The organism is Cryptosporangium minutisporangium (genome assembly GCF_039536245.1).
Taxonomy (GTDB): Bacteria; Actinomycetota; Actinomycetes; order Mycobacteriales; family Cryptosporangiaceae; genus Cryptosporangium; species Cryptosporangium minutisporangium.
Map to the genome: position 1 here is coordinate 1 of NZ_BAAAYN010000075.1, position 17,204 is coordinate 17,204.

15 protein-coding genes are annotated in these 17,204 nt (G+C 71.6%); 7 read left to right on the top strand and 8 right to left on the bottom strand.

Annotated elements, in window-relative coordinates; translation table 11 throughout:
- The 8 genes from ABEB28_RS40120 to ABEB28_RS40155 form a co-directional block, all read right to left on the bottom strand.
- A partial coding sequence (locus tag ABEB28_RS40120; RefSeq protein ID WP_345733553.1) for an MFS transporter occupies positions 1 to 1,296 on the bottom strand: 1,296 nt, incomplete at its 3' end.
- A 994-nt stretch (positions 1,297 to 2,290) separates the two neighbouring features.
- Complete coding sequence (locus ABEB28_RS40125; protein ID WP_345733554.1) at positions 2,291 to 3,259, bottom strand: PfkB family carbohydrate kinase; 969 nt, start codon at positions 3,257 to 3,259, stop codon at positions 2,291 to 2,293.
- 10 nt (positions 3,260 to 3,269) lie between these two features.
- A complete protein-coding gene (locus ABEB28_RS40130) occupies positions 3,270 to 4,283 on the bottom strand; it encodes a Gfo/Idh/MocA family protein (RefSeq protein WP_345733555.1) in 1,014 nt (337 codons plus the stop codon).
- A complete protein-coding gene (locus ABEB28_RS40135; RefSeq protein ID WP_345733556.1) occupies positions 4,280 to 5,188 on the bottom strand; it encodes a sugar phosphate isomerase/epimerase family protein in 909 nt (302 codons plus the stop codon). The genes ABEB28_RS40130 and ABEB28_RS40135 overlap by 4 nt, the downstream gene beginning before the upstream one ends.
- A complete protein-coding gene (gene iolD, locus ABEB28_RS40140; protein ID WP_345733557.1) occupies positions 5,185 to 7,074 on the bottom strand; it encodes a 3D-(3,5/4)-trihydroxycyclohexane-1,2-dione acylhydrolase (decyclizing) in 1,890 nt (629 codons plus the stop codon). Before iolD ends, ABEB28_RS40135 begins: the two co-directional genes overlap by 4 nt.
- A complete protein-coding gene (locus ABEB28_RS40145) occupies positions 7,071 to 8,012 on the bottom strand; it encodes a 5-deoxy-glucuronate isomerase (RefSeq protein WP_345733558.1) in 942 nt (313 codons plus the stop codon). Before ABEB28_RS40145 ends, iolD begins: the two co-directional genes overlap by 4 nt.
- The gene (locus ABEB28_RS40150) at positions 8,009 to 8,905 is read right to left on the bottom strand and encodes a Cgl0159 family (beta/alpha)8-fold protein (RefSeq protein ID WP_345733559.1); all 897 of its coding nucleotides are present in this window, start codon (positions 8,903 to 8,905) and stop codon (positions 8,009 to 8,011) included. Before ABEB28_RS40150 ends, ABEB28_RS40145 begins: the two co-directional genes overlap by 4 nt.
- Positions 8,906 to 9,027: 122 nt before the next feature.
- Positions 9,028 to 9,768, bottom strand: coding sequence for a GntR family transcriptional regulator (locus ABEB28_RS40155; protein WP_345733589.1), 741 nt, complete (start codon positions 9,766 to 9,768; stop codon positions 9,028 to 9,030).
- A gap of 187 nt (positions 9,769 to 9,955) precedes the next feature.
- On the opposite strand from ABEB28_RS40155, the gene ABEB28_RS40160 reads away from it, so the two are divergent.
- The 7 genes from ABEB28_RS40160 (at position 9,956) to mftD (ending at position 17,173) form a co-directional block, all read left to right on the top strand.
- Positions 9,956 to 10,918: a sugar ABC transporter substrate-binding protein gene (locus ABEB28_RS40160; RefSeq protein ID WP_345733560.1), complete on the top strand. Its 963-nt coding sequence runs from the start codon at positions 9,956 to 9,958 to the stop codon at positions 10,916 to 10,918.
- A gap of 1 nt (position 10,919) precedes the next feature.
- Positions 10,920 to 11,960 (top strand): ABC transporter permease, encoded by a 1,041-nt coding sequence (locus ABEB28_RS40165; protein WP_345733561.1) that lies wholly within the window; start codon positions 10,920 to 10,922, stop codon positions 11,958 to 11,960.
- Entirely contained in the window at positions 11,957 to 12,850 is an 894-nt protein-coding gene (locus ABEB28_RS40170; protein ID WP_376981804.1) for an ATP-binding cassette domain-containing protein, read from the top strand. The genes ABEB28_RS40165 and ABEB28_RS40170 overlap by 4 nt, the downstream gene beginning before the upstream one ends.
- On the top strand, positions 12,847 to 14,022 hold the full coding sequence (locus ABEB28_RS40175; RefSeq protein WP_345733562.1) for a Gfo/Idh/MocA family protein: 1,176 nt from the start codon (positions 12,847 to 12,849) through the stop codon (positions 14,020 to 14,022). Before ABEB28_RS40170 ends, ABEB28_RS40175 begins: the two co-directional genes overlap by 4 nt.
- 62 nt (positions 14,023 to 14,084) lie before the next feature.
- The gene (locus ABEB28_RS40180) at positions 14,085 to 15,077 is read left to right on the top strand and encodes a Gfo/Idh/MocA family oxidoreductase (RefSeq protein WP_345733591.1); all 993 of its coding nucleotides are present in this window, start codon (positions 14,085 to 14,087) and stop codon (positions 15,075 to 15,077) included.
- Positions 15,035 to 15,850 carry a TIM barrel protein gene (locus ABEB28_RS40185; protein WP_345733563.1) on the top strand — a complete coding sequence of 272 codons (816 nt, stop codon included), beginning with the start codon at positions 15,035 to 15,037 and terminating at the stop codon, positions 15,848 to 15,850. Before ABEB28_RS40180 ends, ABEB28_RS40185 begins: the two co-directional genes overlap by 43 nt.
- A 141-nt stretch (positions 15,851 to 15,991) precedes the next feature.
- The gene (gene mftD, locus ABEB28_RS40190) at positions 15,992 to 17,173 is read left to right on the top strand and encodes a pre-mycofactocin synthase MftD (RefSeq protein WP_345733564.1); all 1,182 of its coding nucleotides are present in this window, start codon (positions 15,992 to 15,994) and stop codon (positions 17,171 to 17,173) included.
- Positions 17,174 to 17,204 lie beyond the last annotated feature (31 nt).

Sequence of the window (17,204 nt, forward strand, 5' to 3'; positions counted from 1 at the left end):
GGCGCCGAGCCGGTCGGCGACCACCGCCACGCTCGCCCGCGCCCGGGACCGCAGCGCGGCGGCGACGGTTGTGGCGTCCGGCAGCTCGACCGCCACCACGACGGAGAGCGCCGCAGCGACCAGCGCCAGCGCGGTGATCGTCGAGAGCGCCACCGGCAACCCGGCGTGTGCCGCGAGGAAGCCGACGGCGGGCGGGCCGCCGAGCAGCCCGCTGTACCCGACGGTCGACGCCAGCGCGACGCCGCGCGCTCCACCGACGAGCCCGGCCCGCCCGATTACGAGCGGGAACACGTTCGCGAGACCGAGTCCCACCAGGACGAAGCCACCGATCGCGATCGCCGGTGTGGGCGTGTAGGCAGCCGCCGTCGCACCGATCGCAGCGAGGAGCGACCCGGCGACGAGTACCCGGGTGTCGCCGTACCGGACGACCCACCGCGCGCCGGCCAGCCGCCCGCACCCCATCGCGAGGCAGAACGCGGCGTACCCGCCTGCCGCCAGCACGGGGCCGGTGTGCAGCGTCTCGCGGAGGTGCAGCGCTCCCCAGTCGGACAGCGCGCCCTCGGCGAACGCGGTGCTGCCCGCGATCGCGCCGAGCAGGACGAGCAGCACGGCCGGTCCGCGCGACGTGACCGCGGCGCTTTCGCCGGACGGCTCGGGCTCGGCGGGCGGTTCGGATGCGCTCTGGGGTGCGTCGACGCTGACAAGGAGCGGCGCCAGCCGGACGACCAACGTGAGACCGGCGGCCGCGACCAGGACGAAGTGGACCGGCACCGACAGCACGGCGGACGCCAGCCCGCCCAGCAGTGCCCCGGCGAGCCCGCCGAAGCTGAATCCCGCGTGCAGCGCGGACATCACCGGGCGGCGCTGGGCCTGTCCCAGGTGGACCCCGAGACTGTTCGCGGCCACGTTCGCCGCGCCGGTGGCCGCACCGAACACGGTCAACGCGACGCAGAGCGTCAGCAGCGTGGTGGAGAGCCCCGGCAGCACCAGCGTGCACGCGGTGAGAGCCGCCGCGACGGCGCTCACCCGACCGGCGCCGTACCGGGCGCACCAGCCACCGGCCAGCCGCATGCTGACCAGCGCGCCGAGCGAGACGCAGAAGAGCGCGGAGCCCAGCGCGGCGTGGGTGGTGCCCACCTGGTCACTGACGTCCGGGATCCGGGCGGCCCAGGTGCCGAAGACGGCGCCGTCGAGGGCGAAGAGCGTACCCACGGCGGCGTACTGCCGACGTGGAGTCGGCGTGCGGAGTCGCGGCGTGGGCACGCGGAACCGCACTGCCTGCACGGCAGCGGTCACGGTCGGAACTACCTTTCGGACGTGGTGCGCCGCGCGGTGCTGAGCGGCGCGGGCCCCGGGCAGGGCGTCCGCGGTCCGGTGGAGGACGTCGGGCGGATCGCGCCGGCGCTCACCCGTCGGTGGCGGCTCGGCTCCCTGGCTCGGCGGGGCGGGTCAGTCGGACGTCTGCGTCCGGACTCTGGCAGGTGTCTGGCTTGCTTCTGACACGATCAAGACTGCGGTGGTAACCGGGAGCAGTCAAATCCCTGCGGTGTGTACTGAATCACGCATCGAAACGCTCAGATGTCGCGATCGCCCGACGCCTCGACGCCGGGCCCCGATGCAAGACGTAGACAGCCCGGCCCAGCCCGGCCGCCTGCTTGCCCCTAGTCAGCTGGCGCCCGGTTGTCGGCGGTAGCTGACGCCCGGCGCCCCGGCCACGCGGCAGTTGACGCGTGGCCGTCGGCGATTGCGGGGCACCGCTAGGTGGGTATCCGTCCAACGACATCGGTGGTGCTGCGAGCCCTCGGCTCACACGCTGTCGAACGGGGCTGGTTGTCGCCGATTCCGGGTGCCGCTGAGATGGTTGTCGCGCCTCGCGTGCCATGGTCCGGAATTCGCGACAACCACCGCGAGCGCCGCCCCGACGGCGCGACAACCACTGTGTGCACCGCCCGGAAGGCGCGACAACCACTGGGCGTGCTGCCCGGAAGGCGCGACAACCACTGGGCGTGCTGCCCGGAAGGCGCGACAACCACTGTGTGCACTGCCCGGAAGGCGCGACAACCACTGGGCGTGCCACCCGGACGGCGCGACAACCACGGCGTGCACCGCCCGGAATTGTGCCAACCTTCAGCGGCGCCACCCGACGACTACCTCTGCGTGGGCGCGGCCAGCGGCGCGGGTGGACGAGCGGCCACGCAGATAGGCGGGTGCGCGGCGCGGCGGGTGGGCGAGCGGCGCGGCCGGACACGCGAGCGGCGTGCGCGGGTAGGTGTGCGGCGTGCCCGGCGAGCTACGCCGCGCCGGCGCCGAGCGAACGGTGCCGATCGGGGTACGCCGCGTCCAGTTCGGCGCGGGTCGGGCAGGTCGCCGACCCGACCCTCCGCACCGAGAGCGCCGCCGCGTGTACGGCGTCCACCAGCACCGCGTCCACGAGCACGTCGTCCACCGGAATACGGGACACCAGGCCGGCGAGCAGCACCCCGGTGTGGGTGTCGCCCGCGCCGGTCGTGTCGACGGCCGACACGGCTGGCGCGGGAACCGCGACGACCCGGTCGCCGAGCAGCCCACCGGACGCCACACATCCGCGCGCACCCTCGCGGACGATCACCAGCGCGGCGGGCGCGATTGGACGGACGGCCGCCAACAGGTCCGCGCCACTCGCCTCGGTACCGCTGAGCAGCCGCGCCTCGCGCTGGTTCAGCGTGAGCACGTCGAGCCGGGTCAGCACGCGGGACAGCCGGTCGGACGGGATCTCGAGCACGAGCGGCCCCGGATCCAGCGCGACGAGTACTCCGGCGGGCAGCCCGACGAGCCACGAGACCAGGACCGGCCCGCTCCCGGGGTAGAGCAGGTCGTACCCGGACACCACGACCGCGTCGCCGGGCGCCGGGGCGATCGCAGCCAGATCGTCCGGCGTCACCGCGGCCTCGACCCCGGCGTTCGTGACGAACGTCCGCTCACCGTCCGGCTCGACCAGCGCGACGCAGAACCCGGAGTCGCCCGGCCGGGGCGCCGCCGTCCACTGGACGCCCTCGGCGGTCAGCGCCTCCCGGATGACCTCGCCGTACCGTCCGGCGCCGTGCGGTGCCGCGTAGACGCAGCGGACGCCCTGCCGCGCGATCGCGGCCGCGATGTTGAACCCACCCCCGGCGTTCGTCCGGCTCCCGGTGGCCAGCACGTCACCGCCCCGCGACGGTAGCTGCGGCACGTCGATCGCGACGTCGACCAGGATGCTTTCCAGCGAGTACACCGTGGGCACGCGGCCCAACCTACGCTGCCGCGCGCACCGGCCGGGCGCCGAGCCGGACGGGTACCCGCTCACCGGTACGGACGGCTTCGACCCCGGCCTCGCAGACCGCGACCGCGGCGTACCCGTCCCAGGTCCCCGGCCCGTCGATCGTGCCCTGTCGCGCGGCCTGCACCCAGCGATGCAGCTCGGTGTCGTAGGCCGCGGCGAACCGCTCGATGAACCCACGGGCCAGCAATCCGGTCCGGGCGCCGCCGGTGCGATGCACGACCATGTGCTGATCGAGCCCGATCATCGCGGTCCCGTGCTCGGCGACCAGCTCGGTGCGCACCTCGTACGCGACCCGGCTGCGGGCGAAGATCTCGACGTCGACCAGGCGTCCGGACTCGGTTTCCATCAGCACCAGCATCGGGTCGCTCACCCCGGCCGGCGCCTCCCGGGTGGGCTGCGGACGCTTCACCGTGACCGCGGTGATCTCCTCGCCGAGCAGGAACCGGGCGACGTCCGCCTCGTGCACCACCGAGTCGCGGATCATCATCTCGGAGTCGAACACCGTGGACTGCGCCGGATTGCGGTGGACGCAGTGCAGCAGCAGCGGCGCACCCAGCTCCCCGGACGTCACCAGCTCCCGCAGCGCCGCGTACTCGGGGTCGAACCGGCGCATGAAGCCCAGCTGCACCAACGGCGACTCCAGCTCGGCCTCCCGCTGCACGACCCGGTACGCGGTGTTGATGTCGGTGGTCAGCGGCTTTTCGCAGAGCACCGGGATCCGCCGGTCGAGGCAGGCCAGCACCTGCTCCTCGTGTGCGGGGCCCGGCGACGCGATCACGACCGCGTCCACGTCGTCGGCGCCGATCGCCGCGAACGGATCGGCCTCCACCCGGGCGTCCACGGTCTTCGCGACCCGCTCGGCGCGGGTCTGGTCCGCGTCGGTCACGACCGTCACCCGGGCGTGCGCGATCCGCGACGCCAACGCCTCGGCGTGGTAACTGCCCATCACTCCGACGCCGAGCACGGCGACGCGCAGCGCGTTCACGCGGGGGTCCCGAGGTGGATGGATGCTCCGCTGCACCCGGCCAGGTAGGTGTGGGTCCGGCGGGCGATCGGCAGCGGGCGCTCCGGCTCGCAGGGGTACATGTCCTGCTCGACGATCGCGTACAGGTCGCGGTCGAGCCTTCCGGCCGCGTCGAGCACCGCACCCAAATCGGGGACGCCGTTCGGCGGCTCGCACATCACACCGCGCCGTACCGCCTCCGGGAACACCAGGTCCTCGGCCTCCATCTGCTTGACGATCTCCGGGTCGACCTGTTTGAGGTGCAGGTAGCCGATCCGGTCCGGGTAGCGCCGGATCAGTTCCAGACTGTCGCCGCCGTAGTAGGCCACGTGGCCGGTGTCCAGGCAGAGGTTGACGTACCGGGGGTCGGTGTCGGCGAGGAACCGCTCGATGTCCCGCTGGTATCCGACGTGGCTGTCGGCGTGCGAGTGGAACTGGACGCGCAGGCCGTACTCCTCCAGGATCCGTCGACCGAGCTCGTTCGTGTCCCGGGTGAGCTTCGACCACTGCTCGTCGGTGAGCGTCGGGCTCTCCAGGTTCTCGCCGGTCTTGTGGTGCCGGTAGAGATCGGGGATGACGACGATGTGCTGGCCGCCGACCGCCCTGGTCAGCGACGCGACGTCGGTGACCTGCCGCCACACCGCGTCCCAGGAGTCGGGGCGGTGGAGCGCGGAGAACACGGTGCCGGCCGAGACCCGCAGCCCGTTGGCCGCCAGCGCTTCCTGCAGCGCGACCGGGTCCTTCGGCAGGTATCCGTACGGTCCTAACTCGATCCAGTCGTAGCCGGCGGCGCGCACCTCGGCGAGGAAGCGGTCGGCAGGGGTCTGCGCCGGGTCGTCGGCGAACCAGACGCCCCAGGAGTCAGGGGCGGAACCGATGGTGATCATGAGAGGTCCTTCGAGGGCCGCAGGTACGGGCGCTGAGTGGCCTTGTGTTCGACGTACGTGGCGTAGGCGGTACGGGTGGACTCCAGCTCGGAGACCTCGCTGACCGGCACGTCCCACCAGGCGCCGTTCTCCGGCGAACCCGCGAACGGGTCGGTCTCCACGTGGATCACGGTGCTGGTCGGGGACGCCTTCGCCGCGGTGATCGCCGCGGCCAGGCCGTCGGAGTCGGTGACGCGTACGACCGGCATCCCGAGGCTCTCCGCGTTGGCGGCGAGGTCGACCGGGAGCAGGTCGCCGTCGAGGCGGCCGGTCTTCGAGCGGTAGCGGTAGCGGGTGCCGAAGCGCTGGGAGCCCAGCGACTCCGAGAGCGCGCCGATCGACGCGAAACCGTGGTTCTGCACCAGGACGACGACGAGCTTCAGGCCCTCTTGGAGTGCGGTGACCAGTTCGGTCGCCATCATCAAGTAGGACCCGTCCCCGACGAGCACGAACACGTCCCGGTCCGGGCAGGCCAGCGCGACCCCCAGTCCGCCGGCGATCTCGTAGCCCATGCAGGAGTAGCCGTACTCGACGTGGTAGCCCTTCGGGTCCCGCACCTGCCACAGCTTGTGCAGGTCACCGGGCATCGAGCCGGCGGCGCACACCACGACGTCGCGGGGGTCGGACAGGTCGTTGACGGCGCCGAGCACCGCGCTCTGGGTGAGCTCGTCAGCGTCGTAGGCCCGGCGGACGCGCGCGTTCCACTCGGCGTCCAGCCGGACGTACTCCGCCCGGTACGCCGGGTCGACGGTGTACCCGTCGATCAGCGGTAACAGCGCGTCGAGCGTCTCCCGCGCGTCCGCGCGGACCGCGACGCCTGCGTGCTTCACCGCGTCGATCGGTGCGACGTTGACGTTCACGAATCGGACGCCGTCCGCGGCGAACGCGGTGCGGCTGGCCGTCGTGAAGTCGGAGTACCGGGTACCGATGCCGATCACCAGGTCGGCGTCGCGCGCCACGGCGTTGGCGGCGGTCGTGCCGGTGGATCCGATCGCGCCGAGGCACTGCGGATGGTCGAACGGCAGCGCGCCCTTCCCGGCCTGCGTCAGCCCGACCGGGACGCCGGTGGCCGCACAGAACCGGGCCAGCGCGTCGTGAGCCCCGGAGTACCCGACGCCACCGCCCGCGACGATCAGCGGACGCTCGGCGCTCGCGATCAGCGCGGCGACGTCGTCGAGGTCCGCGCGTTCGGGCAGTGGCCGGGCCACCCGCCACACGCGACGGGAGAACAGCTCGACCGGCCAGTCGTACGCCTGCGCCTGGACGTCCTGCGGGAAGCAGACCGTGACCGCGCCGGTCTCCGCCGGGTCGGTGAGCACGCGCATCGCCGACAGCAGCGCGGACGACAGCTGCTCCGGACGCTGTACCCGGTCGAAGTACTTCGAGACTGGGCGGAACGCGTCGTTGACCGTGACGTCGCCGGACCAGGGCACCTCCAGTTCCTGGAGCAGCGGCGCGGCGGCGCGGTCGGCGAACGTGTCGGCCGGGAGCAGCAGCACCGGCAGCCGGTTGACGGTCGCGAGCGCCGCGCCGGTGACCATGTTCGTCGCGCCCGGCCCGATGCTCGTCGTCACCGCGTAGGTCTGCAGCCGGTCCTTCATCCGGGCGTAGGCGACCGCGCTGTGCACCATCGCCTGCTCGTTGCGCCCGAGGACGTACGGCAGTTGCTCCGGGTCTTCCAGCTCGGCCTGGAGCAGCGCCTGCCCGAGTCCGGCGACGTTGCCGTGGCCGAAGATGCCGAAGCAGCCGGCGATCAGCCGTTGCTGGACGCCGTCGCGTTCGGAGTACTGGACGCTGAGGAACCGCACGGTCGCCTGGGCCACCGTGAGTCGAATCGTCTCCGTCATCGCCTGCCCTCCAGCCGGGGGTCGATGGTCTGGTCGGTCCAGGTGCCGCGCACCCAGGCGTGGTCCGGATGGTCGGAGATCAGCCAGGCCCGCTCGGCGCCGGGCCCGGCCATGACGTTGAGGTAGTACATGTCGAATCCGGGTGCCGCGATGCACGGGCCGTGCCAGCCGTACGGCACCAACGCCACGTCGCGGTCGCGGACCTCGGCCAGGACGTCGATCTCCCCGCGATCCGAACTGCTGGTGCGGTGGTAACCGAAGCCCGGTTCGCCCGCTGGCCCGGACCCGATCTCGAAGTAGTAGATCTCCTCGAGCTCGGACTCGGTCGGCGTCGCCTCGTCGTGCTTGTGCGCGGGGTAGCTCGACCAGTTGCCGGCCGGAGTGAGCACCTCGCAGGCGATCAGCGCGCCGGTCTCGAAGGCGTCGACCGTGCCGAAGTTGCGCACCAGGCGGCTGGCGGATCCGGCGCCGCGTAGCTCGACCGGCACGTCCTCGGCCGGTCCGTACCGGAACGGCAGCACCCGATCCGTCCGCGCCCCGCAGAGCGCGACCCGCACCGCGCCGACGCCCCCCGCTGGGGCGGCCCCGCTAGCGGCGGCCCCGTCTGCGGCGGCCCCGTCTGCGGCGGCGCGCGGCAGGGCGTCCGCCGAGAGGACGGCGGAGGTGCCGACGGGGAGGTAGGCGAAGTCGGTCGGGCCGGCGAAGACGGATTCGCGGCCGGAGAGCCGGAACGACTCGTCGCCGACCGTGACGGCGAGCCCGCCCTCGAGTGGGACGACGAGCATCTCTTCCGGTCCGGTCGCGATCGTGCGCGAGGTGCCCGGTGGCAGCGTGAGCACCCGCAGCGACGAGTAGCCCCAGCCGGCGTTCTCCGGCGTCACGACCACGTCGAACCCGTCGGCGGACGCCAACCCGGCCGGGCGGAACCAGGTACTCATGCGGCGGCCCGCACCAGCGAGACCGCGGTGTCGACCGCGGCGACCACGTCGTCGTCGGGCGGGTAGAGCAGCGCTCGCCCCACCACCAGCCCGCGCACGGACGGCAACGCCAGCGCCTTCGCCCACTCCGCGTACGTCTCGTCCGGGTGACCGGTCGGATCACCGCCGAGCAGCAGCGTCGGCAGCGTCGTGGCGGTCATCACCCGGGCCATGTCCTTGACCACCGGCAGCTTCATCCAGGTGTAGGCACTGGACGCGCCGAGGCCCTGAGCGATGTGGATCGCGCGGATCACGGCGTCGGGGGAGAGGTCGTTGACGACGGCGCCGTCGACCCGGCGGGCCAGGAACGGTTCGACCATCGCGAGCAGTCCGGCGCGGCTCAGCTCGGTGATCGCCCGAGCGCAGGCCTCCAGCGTGGCCACCGAGGCAGCGTCGTCCAGGTCGACGCGGAGCAGCATCTTCGCGCCGTTGAACCCGGCTTCGATCGTGCCGCGGACGTCGTAGGCGGTCATCCGGTCGTCGAGCTCGAACGAGCTGCCGGCCAGTCCGCCGCGGTTCATCGACGCGACGACGACCTTGTCCTCCAACGCACCCAGCAGCAGCAGGTCCTCCAGGACGTCGGCGGTGGCGAGCAACCCGTCGACGCCGGGCCGGTCGATCGCGGTGCGTAACCGGGCCAGCATGTCGCCGCGGTCGGCCATCGCGTCCGTCCGTCCACGTACCGCCAGCGCACCCCGCGCCGGATGGTCACAGGCCACCAGCATGAGCCTGCCGTCGGCGGGGAGCGTGGGGCGCTTGCGGCGAGCGGCCAGCAGGGCGGCGATCCGGCCCGGCTCGCGGGCGCGGATCTCGGTCACCTCGGCGAGGCTGTCGGCGAAAGCGCTTCGGGCCATGCTGCCTCCGTCGCGGGTCGGCGGCACCGCGCGGGAGCGGCACCGGTGCCGCTCGAAACGCTAGGCGGGGACCCTGAATCGCGTCAAGACTTTGTCAGGACATTAGGACGAGGTGCGAGGGCTCAGCGGTCGACCAGCGTCGACTCGAACGCGTAGCGGTCCGGCCGGTAGGCGTGGGTCCCGTACTCCACCGCCCGGCCTGCATCGTCGTACGTCGTCCGCTCCATCGTCAGCAGCGGCGCACCCTCCGACTCGGCGAGCATCCGCCCCTCGGCGGCGTCCGCCCGGCGGGCGCTGATCCGTTGCCGGGCGACCCGCATCACCACGCCGGCCCGGCGCATCGCCTCGTACAGGCCGGTCTCGCCGAGGTCGACGGCGCTCAGGTCGACGACGTCGATCGGCAGGTAGTTGGTCATGTGCGCGAGCGGGTCGGAGCCGACCGAGCGCAGCCGTTCCAGGTACCAGGCCTCGTCGCCCTCGGCGAGCCGCAGCTCGGCACGGACGTGCTCGTCCGGCTGGATTCTCGCGAGCTTCAGCACGACTGTCCTGGGCTTCTGCCCGGCCTTGGTCAGGTCGTCGAAGAGGCTGGTCAGACCGAGTGGCCGGTGTACGCGTCCGGCGACGACCTGGGTGCCGACGCCTCGTTTGCGGACGAGCAGTCCCTTGTCGACCAGGACCTGGATGGCCTGGCGCATGGTAGGACGGGACAGCCCGAGGTCGGCGGCGAGCGCGATCTCGTTGCCGATCCGCTCGCCGGCTCCGAGCGTGCCGGTGAGAATCGCCTGCTCGAGCTGCTCGGCGACCTGGAAGTAGAGCGGGACCGGGCTGCTTCGATCGAGCGTGATGTGCGTGTGCGGGTGCATCGCGCCTCTCCCGTACTCACCGGCCACACGACCGAGGGTAACCGCTTGTCAATATGTCCGGACAAAGTCTTGACACGGTCTGTGGTGTCTACCACACTCAGCCCACGATCGGCCCCTGCGCCCGCACGGGGGCCGCTGTAGCGCCAAAGAAGACACGCGCCCCCCGTCAGCGCCCCAGGAGAACTCAATGAAGAAGTTCGCCGTAGCCGGAGTGATCGTCGGCCTGTTCCTCGCCGTCACCGGGTGCAGTGGCACCGGTCAGGACGAGGGCCCCGACGAAGCGAGCGATTTAGATCTGACGTACGCGGTCGTCACCCACGGCGCCCCCGGCGACGCGTTCTGGGATCGGGTGAAATCCGGCGCCGAACGAGCCGGTAAGGACTACGGAGTGAAGGTCGAGTACTCCTCCGACGCCGACCCGGCCAAGCAGTCCCAGCTCGTCGACGGCGCGGTCGCGGACAAGGTCGACGGCATCATCGTCTCGATGGCCAATCCGGACGGGCTCGAGCAGTCGGTGAAGAACGCGGTCGCCGCCGGGATCCCGGTGGTCACGATCAACTCCGGCATCGACAAGTGGCAGGAATTCGGCGCGATGACCCACATCGGTCAGAGCGAGGAGATCGCCGGGAAGGCGGTCGGCACCCGCCTGAAGGCGGCCGGCTGGAAGAACGCGCTCTGCGTGATCCAGGAAGCCGGCAACGTCGGCCTGGAGGAGCGCTGTGCGGCGGTCACCTCCACGATGGGCGGCAAGGTCACGAACCTCCAGGTCGACGGCACCGACGACAACGCCGTCCAGGCGACGATCACGTCGAAGCTGCAGGCCGACAAGACCATCGATGGTGTCCTTACGCTGGGTGGCCAGTACGGGATCGACGCGGTCAGCGCGGTCGAGCAGGCGGGCAGCTCGGCGAAGGTCGCGACGTTCGATCTGTCGCAGGACGTCATCACGAACATCAAGTCCGGCAAGATCGAGTTCGCGGTCGACCAGCAGCCGTACGTGCAGGGCTACGCGGCGGTCACCGCGCTCTACCTGAAGAGCATCAACGGCAACGACTTCGGTGGCGGCCAGCCGGTCTACTCCGGTCCGGCGTTCATCACGAAGGAGAACGCCGACGCAGTGGGTGAGTACGCGGCCAAGGGAACTCGCTGACATGGCGACGGCCACAGCCACGGCCGCCGACGAACGGGTCAGCGGTAGTTCGGCGCTCGGCAAGGTCTTCAAACGGCCCGAGGTCGGCGCACTGGTCGCCGCGATCGCGGTGTTCGTGTTCTTCGCGGTCACCACGGACACGTTCGCGACCGCGAGCGGCGCCAGCACCTGGTTACGGTCCGCGTCGACGATCGGCATCATGGCGGTGGCCGTCGCGCTGCTGATGATCGGCGGTGAGTTCGACCTCTCCGCCGGGGCGATGACCGGCTTCACCGGGCTGGCGGTCGGCGTGATGACCACCGAGTGGGGCCTGAACATCTGGGCCGCGATGCTGGTCTCGCTCGTGCTCGCGCTGGGCATCGGTCTGCTCAACGGCGTCCTGGTGATGCGCACCGGGCTGCCGAGCTTCATCGTTACGCTCGGCACGTTCTTCGTCCTGCAGGGGATCAACCTGGCCGCGGTCAAGGCGATCATCGGCCAGGTCGCGATCCAGGGCATGACGAACGTGCCGTTCTACGACCAGCCGCACGCGCTGTTCGGCTCGAACGTGGAGATCGCCGGTGGGCGGGTCTACGCGTCGGTGTTCTGGTGGATCCTGGTCACCGCGGTGGCGACGTGGGTGCTGCTGAAGACCCGGGTCGGTAACTGGATCTTCGCGGTCGGCGGTGCGCAGATCTCGGCCCGCCAGGTCGGGGTGCCGGTCGCGAGGACGAAGATCGGGCTGTTCATGACCACCGCCGGTGCTGGCTGGCTGGTGGGCATGCTGCTGCTGTTCACCACCTCCACCGTGCAAAGCAACACCGGCGTCGGCCAGGAGTTCATCTACATCATCTGCGCGGTCGTGGGCGGGTGCCTGCTCACCGGCGGCTACGGCTCGGCGGTCGGCGCCGCCCTCGGCGCGCTGATCTACGGCATGACCAACCAGGGCATCGTGTACGCGGGCTGGGACAACAACTGGCTCAAAGCGTTCCTCGGCGTGATGCTGCTGGGCGCGGTGCTCCTCAACGAAGCGGTACGCCGACGAGCGGAGCGCAGCCGATGACGCAGGACGGCGAAACGACGATGAGTGACTCCGTGCCGGAACCGTCGGCGACGACCAGTACGGCGATTATCGAGACCGACGCGCTGGGCAAGCGCTACGGCAACATCATCGCGCTGGCCGACGTCACCACGTCGGTGCGCCCCGGCCAGGTGACCTGTGTGCTCGGCGACAACGGCGCGGGCAAGTCGACGTTCATCAAGATCCTCGCCGGTGCGCACGAGCACAGCGACGGACGGCTGACCGTGGACGGCGTCGAACGCCACTTCGCCAGCCCGCGGGAGGCGCTCGCGCTCGGCATCGCGACCGTCTACCAGGACTTGGCGGTCGTGCCGTTGATGCCGGTCTGGCGGAACTTCTTCCTCGGGTCCGAGCCGACCAAGGGCTGGGGACCCCTCCGCCGGATGGACGTCGACTTCATGCGGCGCACGACGAAGTCGGAGCTGGCCGCGATGGGCATCGACCTGCGCGACGTCGACCAGCCGATCGGCACGCTCTCGGGCGGAGAGCGGCAGTGCGTCGCGATCGCCCGTGCCGTCTACTTCGGAGCGCGCGTGCTGATCCTGGACGAGCCCACCGCGGCGCTCGGCGTCAAGCAGTCCGGGGTCGTGCTCCGCTACATCGCCCGGGCGCGCGACCGAGGGCTGGGCGTCGTCTTCATCACCCACAACCCGCACCACGCGTATCCGGTCGGTGACCGGTTCATGCTGCTGCGCCGCGGCCGCAGCATGGGCGACTTCCCGAAGAGCGAGATCTCGCTGCACGAGCTCACCGCCCGGATGGCCGGCGGCACCGAGCTGGAGGCACTCAGCCACGAGCTGGCTGCCGAGCTCGGCAGCGACTCCGAGGTCGCGAAGACGCTGGAGTCGGAGGTCAAGGAGCTCCGCACGTGACCACTGAGTCTCCCGGCAGACTTCGTGCTTCGTCGGGGCTGCGCGTCGCGGTGGTCGGCCTGGGCTGGATGGGGCAGGTGCACGCCCGGTCCTGGGCCCGGCTGCCGCAGCACTACCCGGACCTCGGCCTGCGGCCTCGGCTGGTCGCGGCCGCCGACCCGGTTCCGTCGCTGCGGTCGATCGCCGACGCCTACGGCTTCGAGACTTTTGTTGGCGACTGGCGCGCACTGGTCGCTCGGGACGACATCGACGTCGTCTCGGTGACCGGCCCCAACCACGTCCATCGGGACGTCGGGGTCGCGGTCGCACAGGCCGGTAAGCATCTCTGGATCGAGAAGCCCGCTGGGCGGAACGCGGGGGAGACCGCCCAGATCGCGGCGGCCGTGCAGGCCGCCGGAGTGTGCTCGGCGGCGGGCTTCAACTACCGGAACGCCCCTGCGGTGGGCCTGGCCCGGGACCTGGTCGCCGAGGGGCGGCTCGGGCGGCTGGAGCAGGTGGACGTCCGGTTCCTCGCGGACTACGCCGCCCACCCCGAGGGGGCGCTGTCCTGGCGGTTCGCGAACGCGACCGCGGGGAGCGGCGTTCTCGGCGACCTGGTGTGCCACGCCACCGACCTGGCTCGGTACGTGGCGGGGGAGATCGTCGAACTCGTCGTGGACGAGGGGCGATTCATCGCGTCGCGGCCGGAGCCGGCGGCGGCGGGGTCGCACTTCGCCCGTGGGGCGGGGCCGCTCGGGCCGGTGGAGAACGAGGACTACGTGGGGGCGCTGCTGCGGTTCTCCAGCGGCGCCCGGGGGACGCTGACCGCCTCGCGCGTGGCGGTCGGCGAGCAATGTGCGTACGAGATCGTCGTACACGGCGACCGCGGCGCACTCGCCTGGGACTTCCGGCGGATGGGCGAGCTGCGGACGTGCCTGGACCAGGACTACCAGGACGCGTCCTGGAGCACCGTGCTGGTCGGGCGCGACGCCGGGGAGCTGGCGCGGTTCCAGCCGGCGCCGGGCATCCCGCTGGGATACGACGACCTCAAGGTGATAGAGGCGTACCGGCTCGCGTCGTCGATCGTCGGCGTCGTCTCGACCGGCGCCACGATCGACGACGCCCTGACCGCGGCCCGCACCGTCGAGGCGATGGCGCTCTCGATCGCCGAGCGCCGCTGGGTGACGCTGTGACCGCGGCCCCTCCGCCCGTCGGTGGAAGCCGGCCGCGGGGCATCCAGAGCGGCGGTTCGGCACTGCGGGAGCCGGTCCGCATCGGGCTGATCGGCGCCGGACGGATCGGCTCCGCGCACGCCGGAACACTCGCGCGGCGGGTGCCGGGCGCGGAGCTGGTGGGGGTGGCCGACGCGGTGCCCGCAGCGGCGTCGCGGCTCGCGGGGCAGCTCGGAGTGACGGCGTTCGGATCACCCGACGAGCTGATCACCGCCGACGAGGTCGAGGCGGTGGTGATCGCGGCCTCCAGCGAGGCGCACTGCGCGCTGATCGTCGCCGCGGCCGCGGCCGGGAAAGCGATCTTCTGCGAGAAGCCGATGTCCCAGACGCTCGCCGAGGCCGACCGCGCGCTGGCCGCAGCCGCCGACGTCCCGCTGCAGGTCGGTTTCAACCGCCGGTTCGACGCCGGGTTCGCAGCCGCGCACGAGGTGGTGGCCTCCGGCGGGGTGGGCACGCCGCAGCTGCTGCGCTCGCTGACCCGCGATCCGGGACTGGCGAACCCGGGTGCGGTGCCGCCCTGGACGATCTTCACCCAGACCCTGATCCACGACTTCGACACGCTGCTCTGGCTCAACCCCGGCGCGAGCGTCGTGGAGGTGTACGCGACGGCGGACGCGCTGGTGGCGCCGGAGTACAAGCCGGCCGGTCTGCTCGACACCGCGGTCACCGTCCTGACGTTCGACAACGGCGCCCGGGCGATCGCGGAGGCCAGCTTCTCCGCGACCTACGGGTACGACGTCCGGGCGGAGGTGTTCGGGTCGGCGGGCATGGTGACCGTCGGTGACCAGGCCAGCAGCAGCCTGACCCACTACGGACCGGACGGGCGTCGAGTGACCACCGTCCGGGGCGACGTCGAGCTGTTCCGCGACGCCTACGCGGGCGAGTTCGCCGAGTTCGCCGACGCCGTCCGGGCCGGTCGGGAGCCCGCGGTCACCGGCCGGGACGCCCGGCGTGCGCTGGGGGTCGCGCTGGCATGCATCGAGTCGGTGACGACGAACCGCCCGGTGCCGCTGTGACGTTCACGCTCGCGGTCTGCGCCGAGATGGTCTTCCTCGACCGTCCGATCGTCGACCGGGCGGCGGAGTTGCACGCTCGCGGCTTCGCGGTGGAGATCTGGGACTGGACGACGAAGGATCTGGGTGCGCTGGCCGCCACCGGCGCGCGCTTCACGTCGATGACCGGGTACGTGCGGGGCGAGCTGGTCGACCCGGACGGCGCGGAGGAGCTGCTCCGGACCGCGCGGGAGTCGATCGACGCGAGCCGTCGCTTGGGTGCGCCCAACCTCAACCTGCACGGCACCGGGCTGGACCCGGACGGGTTGCCGGTGCGGCCGGTGGACGAACCGACCGGGCCCGACTGGGTGGCGGCGGTCGACACGTTGCGCCGGGTGGCCGACCTGGGCGCCGAGCACGACGTGGTGTTCACGCTGGAGAACCTGAACACGGCCGTCGACCATCCAGGGACGCCGTTCGCCAGGGCGGCGGACACGCTCGCGTTGGTGCGGGCCGTGGACAGTCCATGCCTGCGGCTGAACCTGGACCTGTACCACGCGCAGATCGGCGAGGGGAACCTCGTCGAGCTGACCAGGCGGTGCCTGCCGTGGGTGGGGGAGATCCAGGTCGCGGACGTGCCCGGGCGGCGCCAGCCGGGCACCGGGGAGATCCACTACCCGGCCGTCGCTCGCGCGCTCGCCGAGGCGGGGTACGACGGCGTCGTCGGCATGGAGGCGTTCGCTGCGGGCGACCCCGTCGCCGCCGTCGACGCTTTCCGGGCGGCGTTCACGGTCTGACGCGGCCCGGCCCGGCCCTCGGGTTCTCCGAGTGATTTGTGCTCAACTTATGGCACCGGGTGCCTTAATGGCCGTACGGTGTAGCGCATCACCCCGGCGTGCGCAGCGATGTCACGTCACCGAGTCGAGGGCCGAAGAGACATGGCGAGTACCAGGGATTGGTTCGAGACCGTCGCGGAAGCACAGCGACGGGCCAAGAAACGGCTGCCGAAGCCCGTCTACCTTGCGCTGTTAGGCGGATCCGAAGCCGGCGCGACGATGGACGACAACGTCAAGGCGTTCCGTGAGCTCGGCTTCCGCCCGCGCATCGCCGACCTGCCGGCCAGCCGCGAACTCTCCACCACGGTGATGGGCCAGGAGGTCGCGTTCCCGGTCCTCATCTCGCCGACCGGGGTCCAGGCCGTCGACCCGGACGGCGAGGTCGCGGTCGCCAAGGCGGCCAGCCAACTCGGCACCGCGATGGGCTTATCGTCCTTCGCGTCGAAGCCGATCGAGGACGTCATCAAGGAGAACGAGAAGCTCTTCTTCCAGTCCTACTGGTTGGGCGACCGCGACGCGATGCTCGCCCGCGCCGAGCGTGCCCGCTCCGCCGGCGCCAAGGGCCTGATCGTCACGCTCGACTGGATCTTCGACTCCCGCCGCGACTGGGGCAGCCCGTTCATCCCGGAGCGGATCAACGCCGAGGCCGTGCGGAAGTACGCGTTCCCGGTGGCTGCGAAGCCGGGTTACCTCTACCGGTGGATCAAGAGCGGCCACCTGCCCGACCTCGGCGTCCCGAACCTGGTCGCGCCGGGTGAGGACGTGCCGACGTTCTTCGGCGCCTACGGGCAGTGGATCCAGACCCCGTCGCCGACCTGGGAAGACCTCGCCTGGCTGCGGGAGCAGTGGGGCGGCCCGTTCATGATCAAGGGCATCACCCACCCGGACGACGCCCGCCGCGCCGTGGACATCGGCGCCACCGCGATCTCGGTCTCCAACCACGGCGGCAACAACCTCGACTCGACGCCGGCCACGATCCGGCTGCTGCCGGCCATCGTCGACGCGGTCGGCGACCAGGTCGAGGTGCTGCTCGACGGTGGTATCCGGCGGGGCAGCGACGTCGTGAAGGCGCTCGCGCTCGGTGCCCGGGCCGTGATGATCGGCCGTGCCTACCTCTGGGGCATGGGTGCGAACGGCGAGAAGGGCGTGAACAACGTCCTGGTGATCATCCGCGACGGGATCAGCGAGACGCTCTACGGCTTGGGCAAGAGCTCCATCCACCAGCTAACCCCCGACGACCTCCTGATCCCCGCCGACTTCGCCCGCAACGGCGCGAAGGCGTAAGACCGCCGGAGGCGTTGCACGTTTCCGTCCG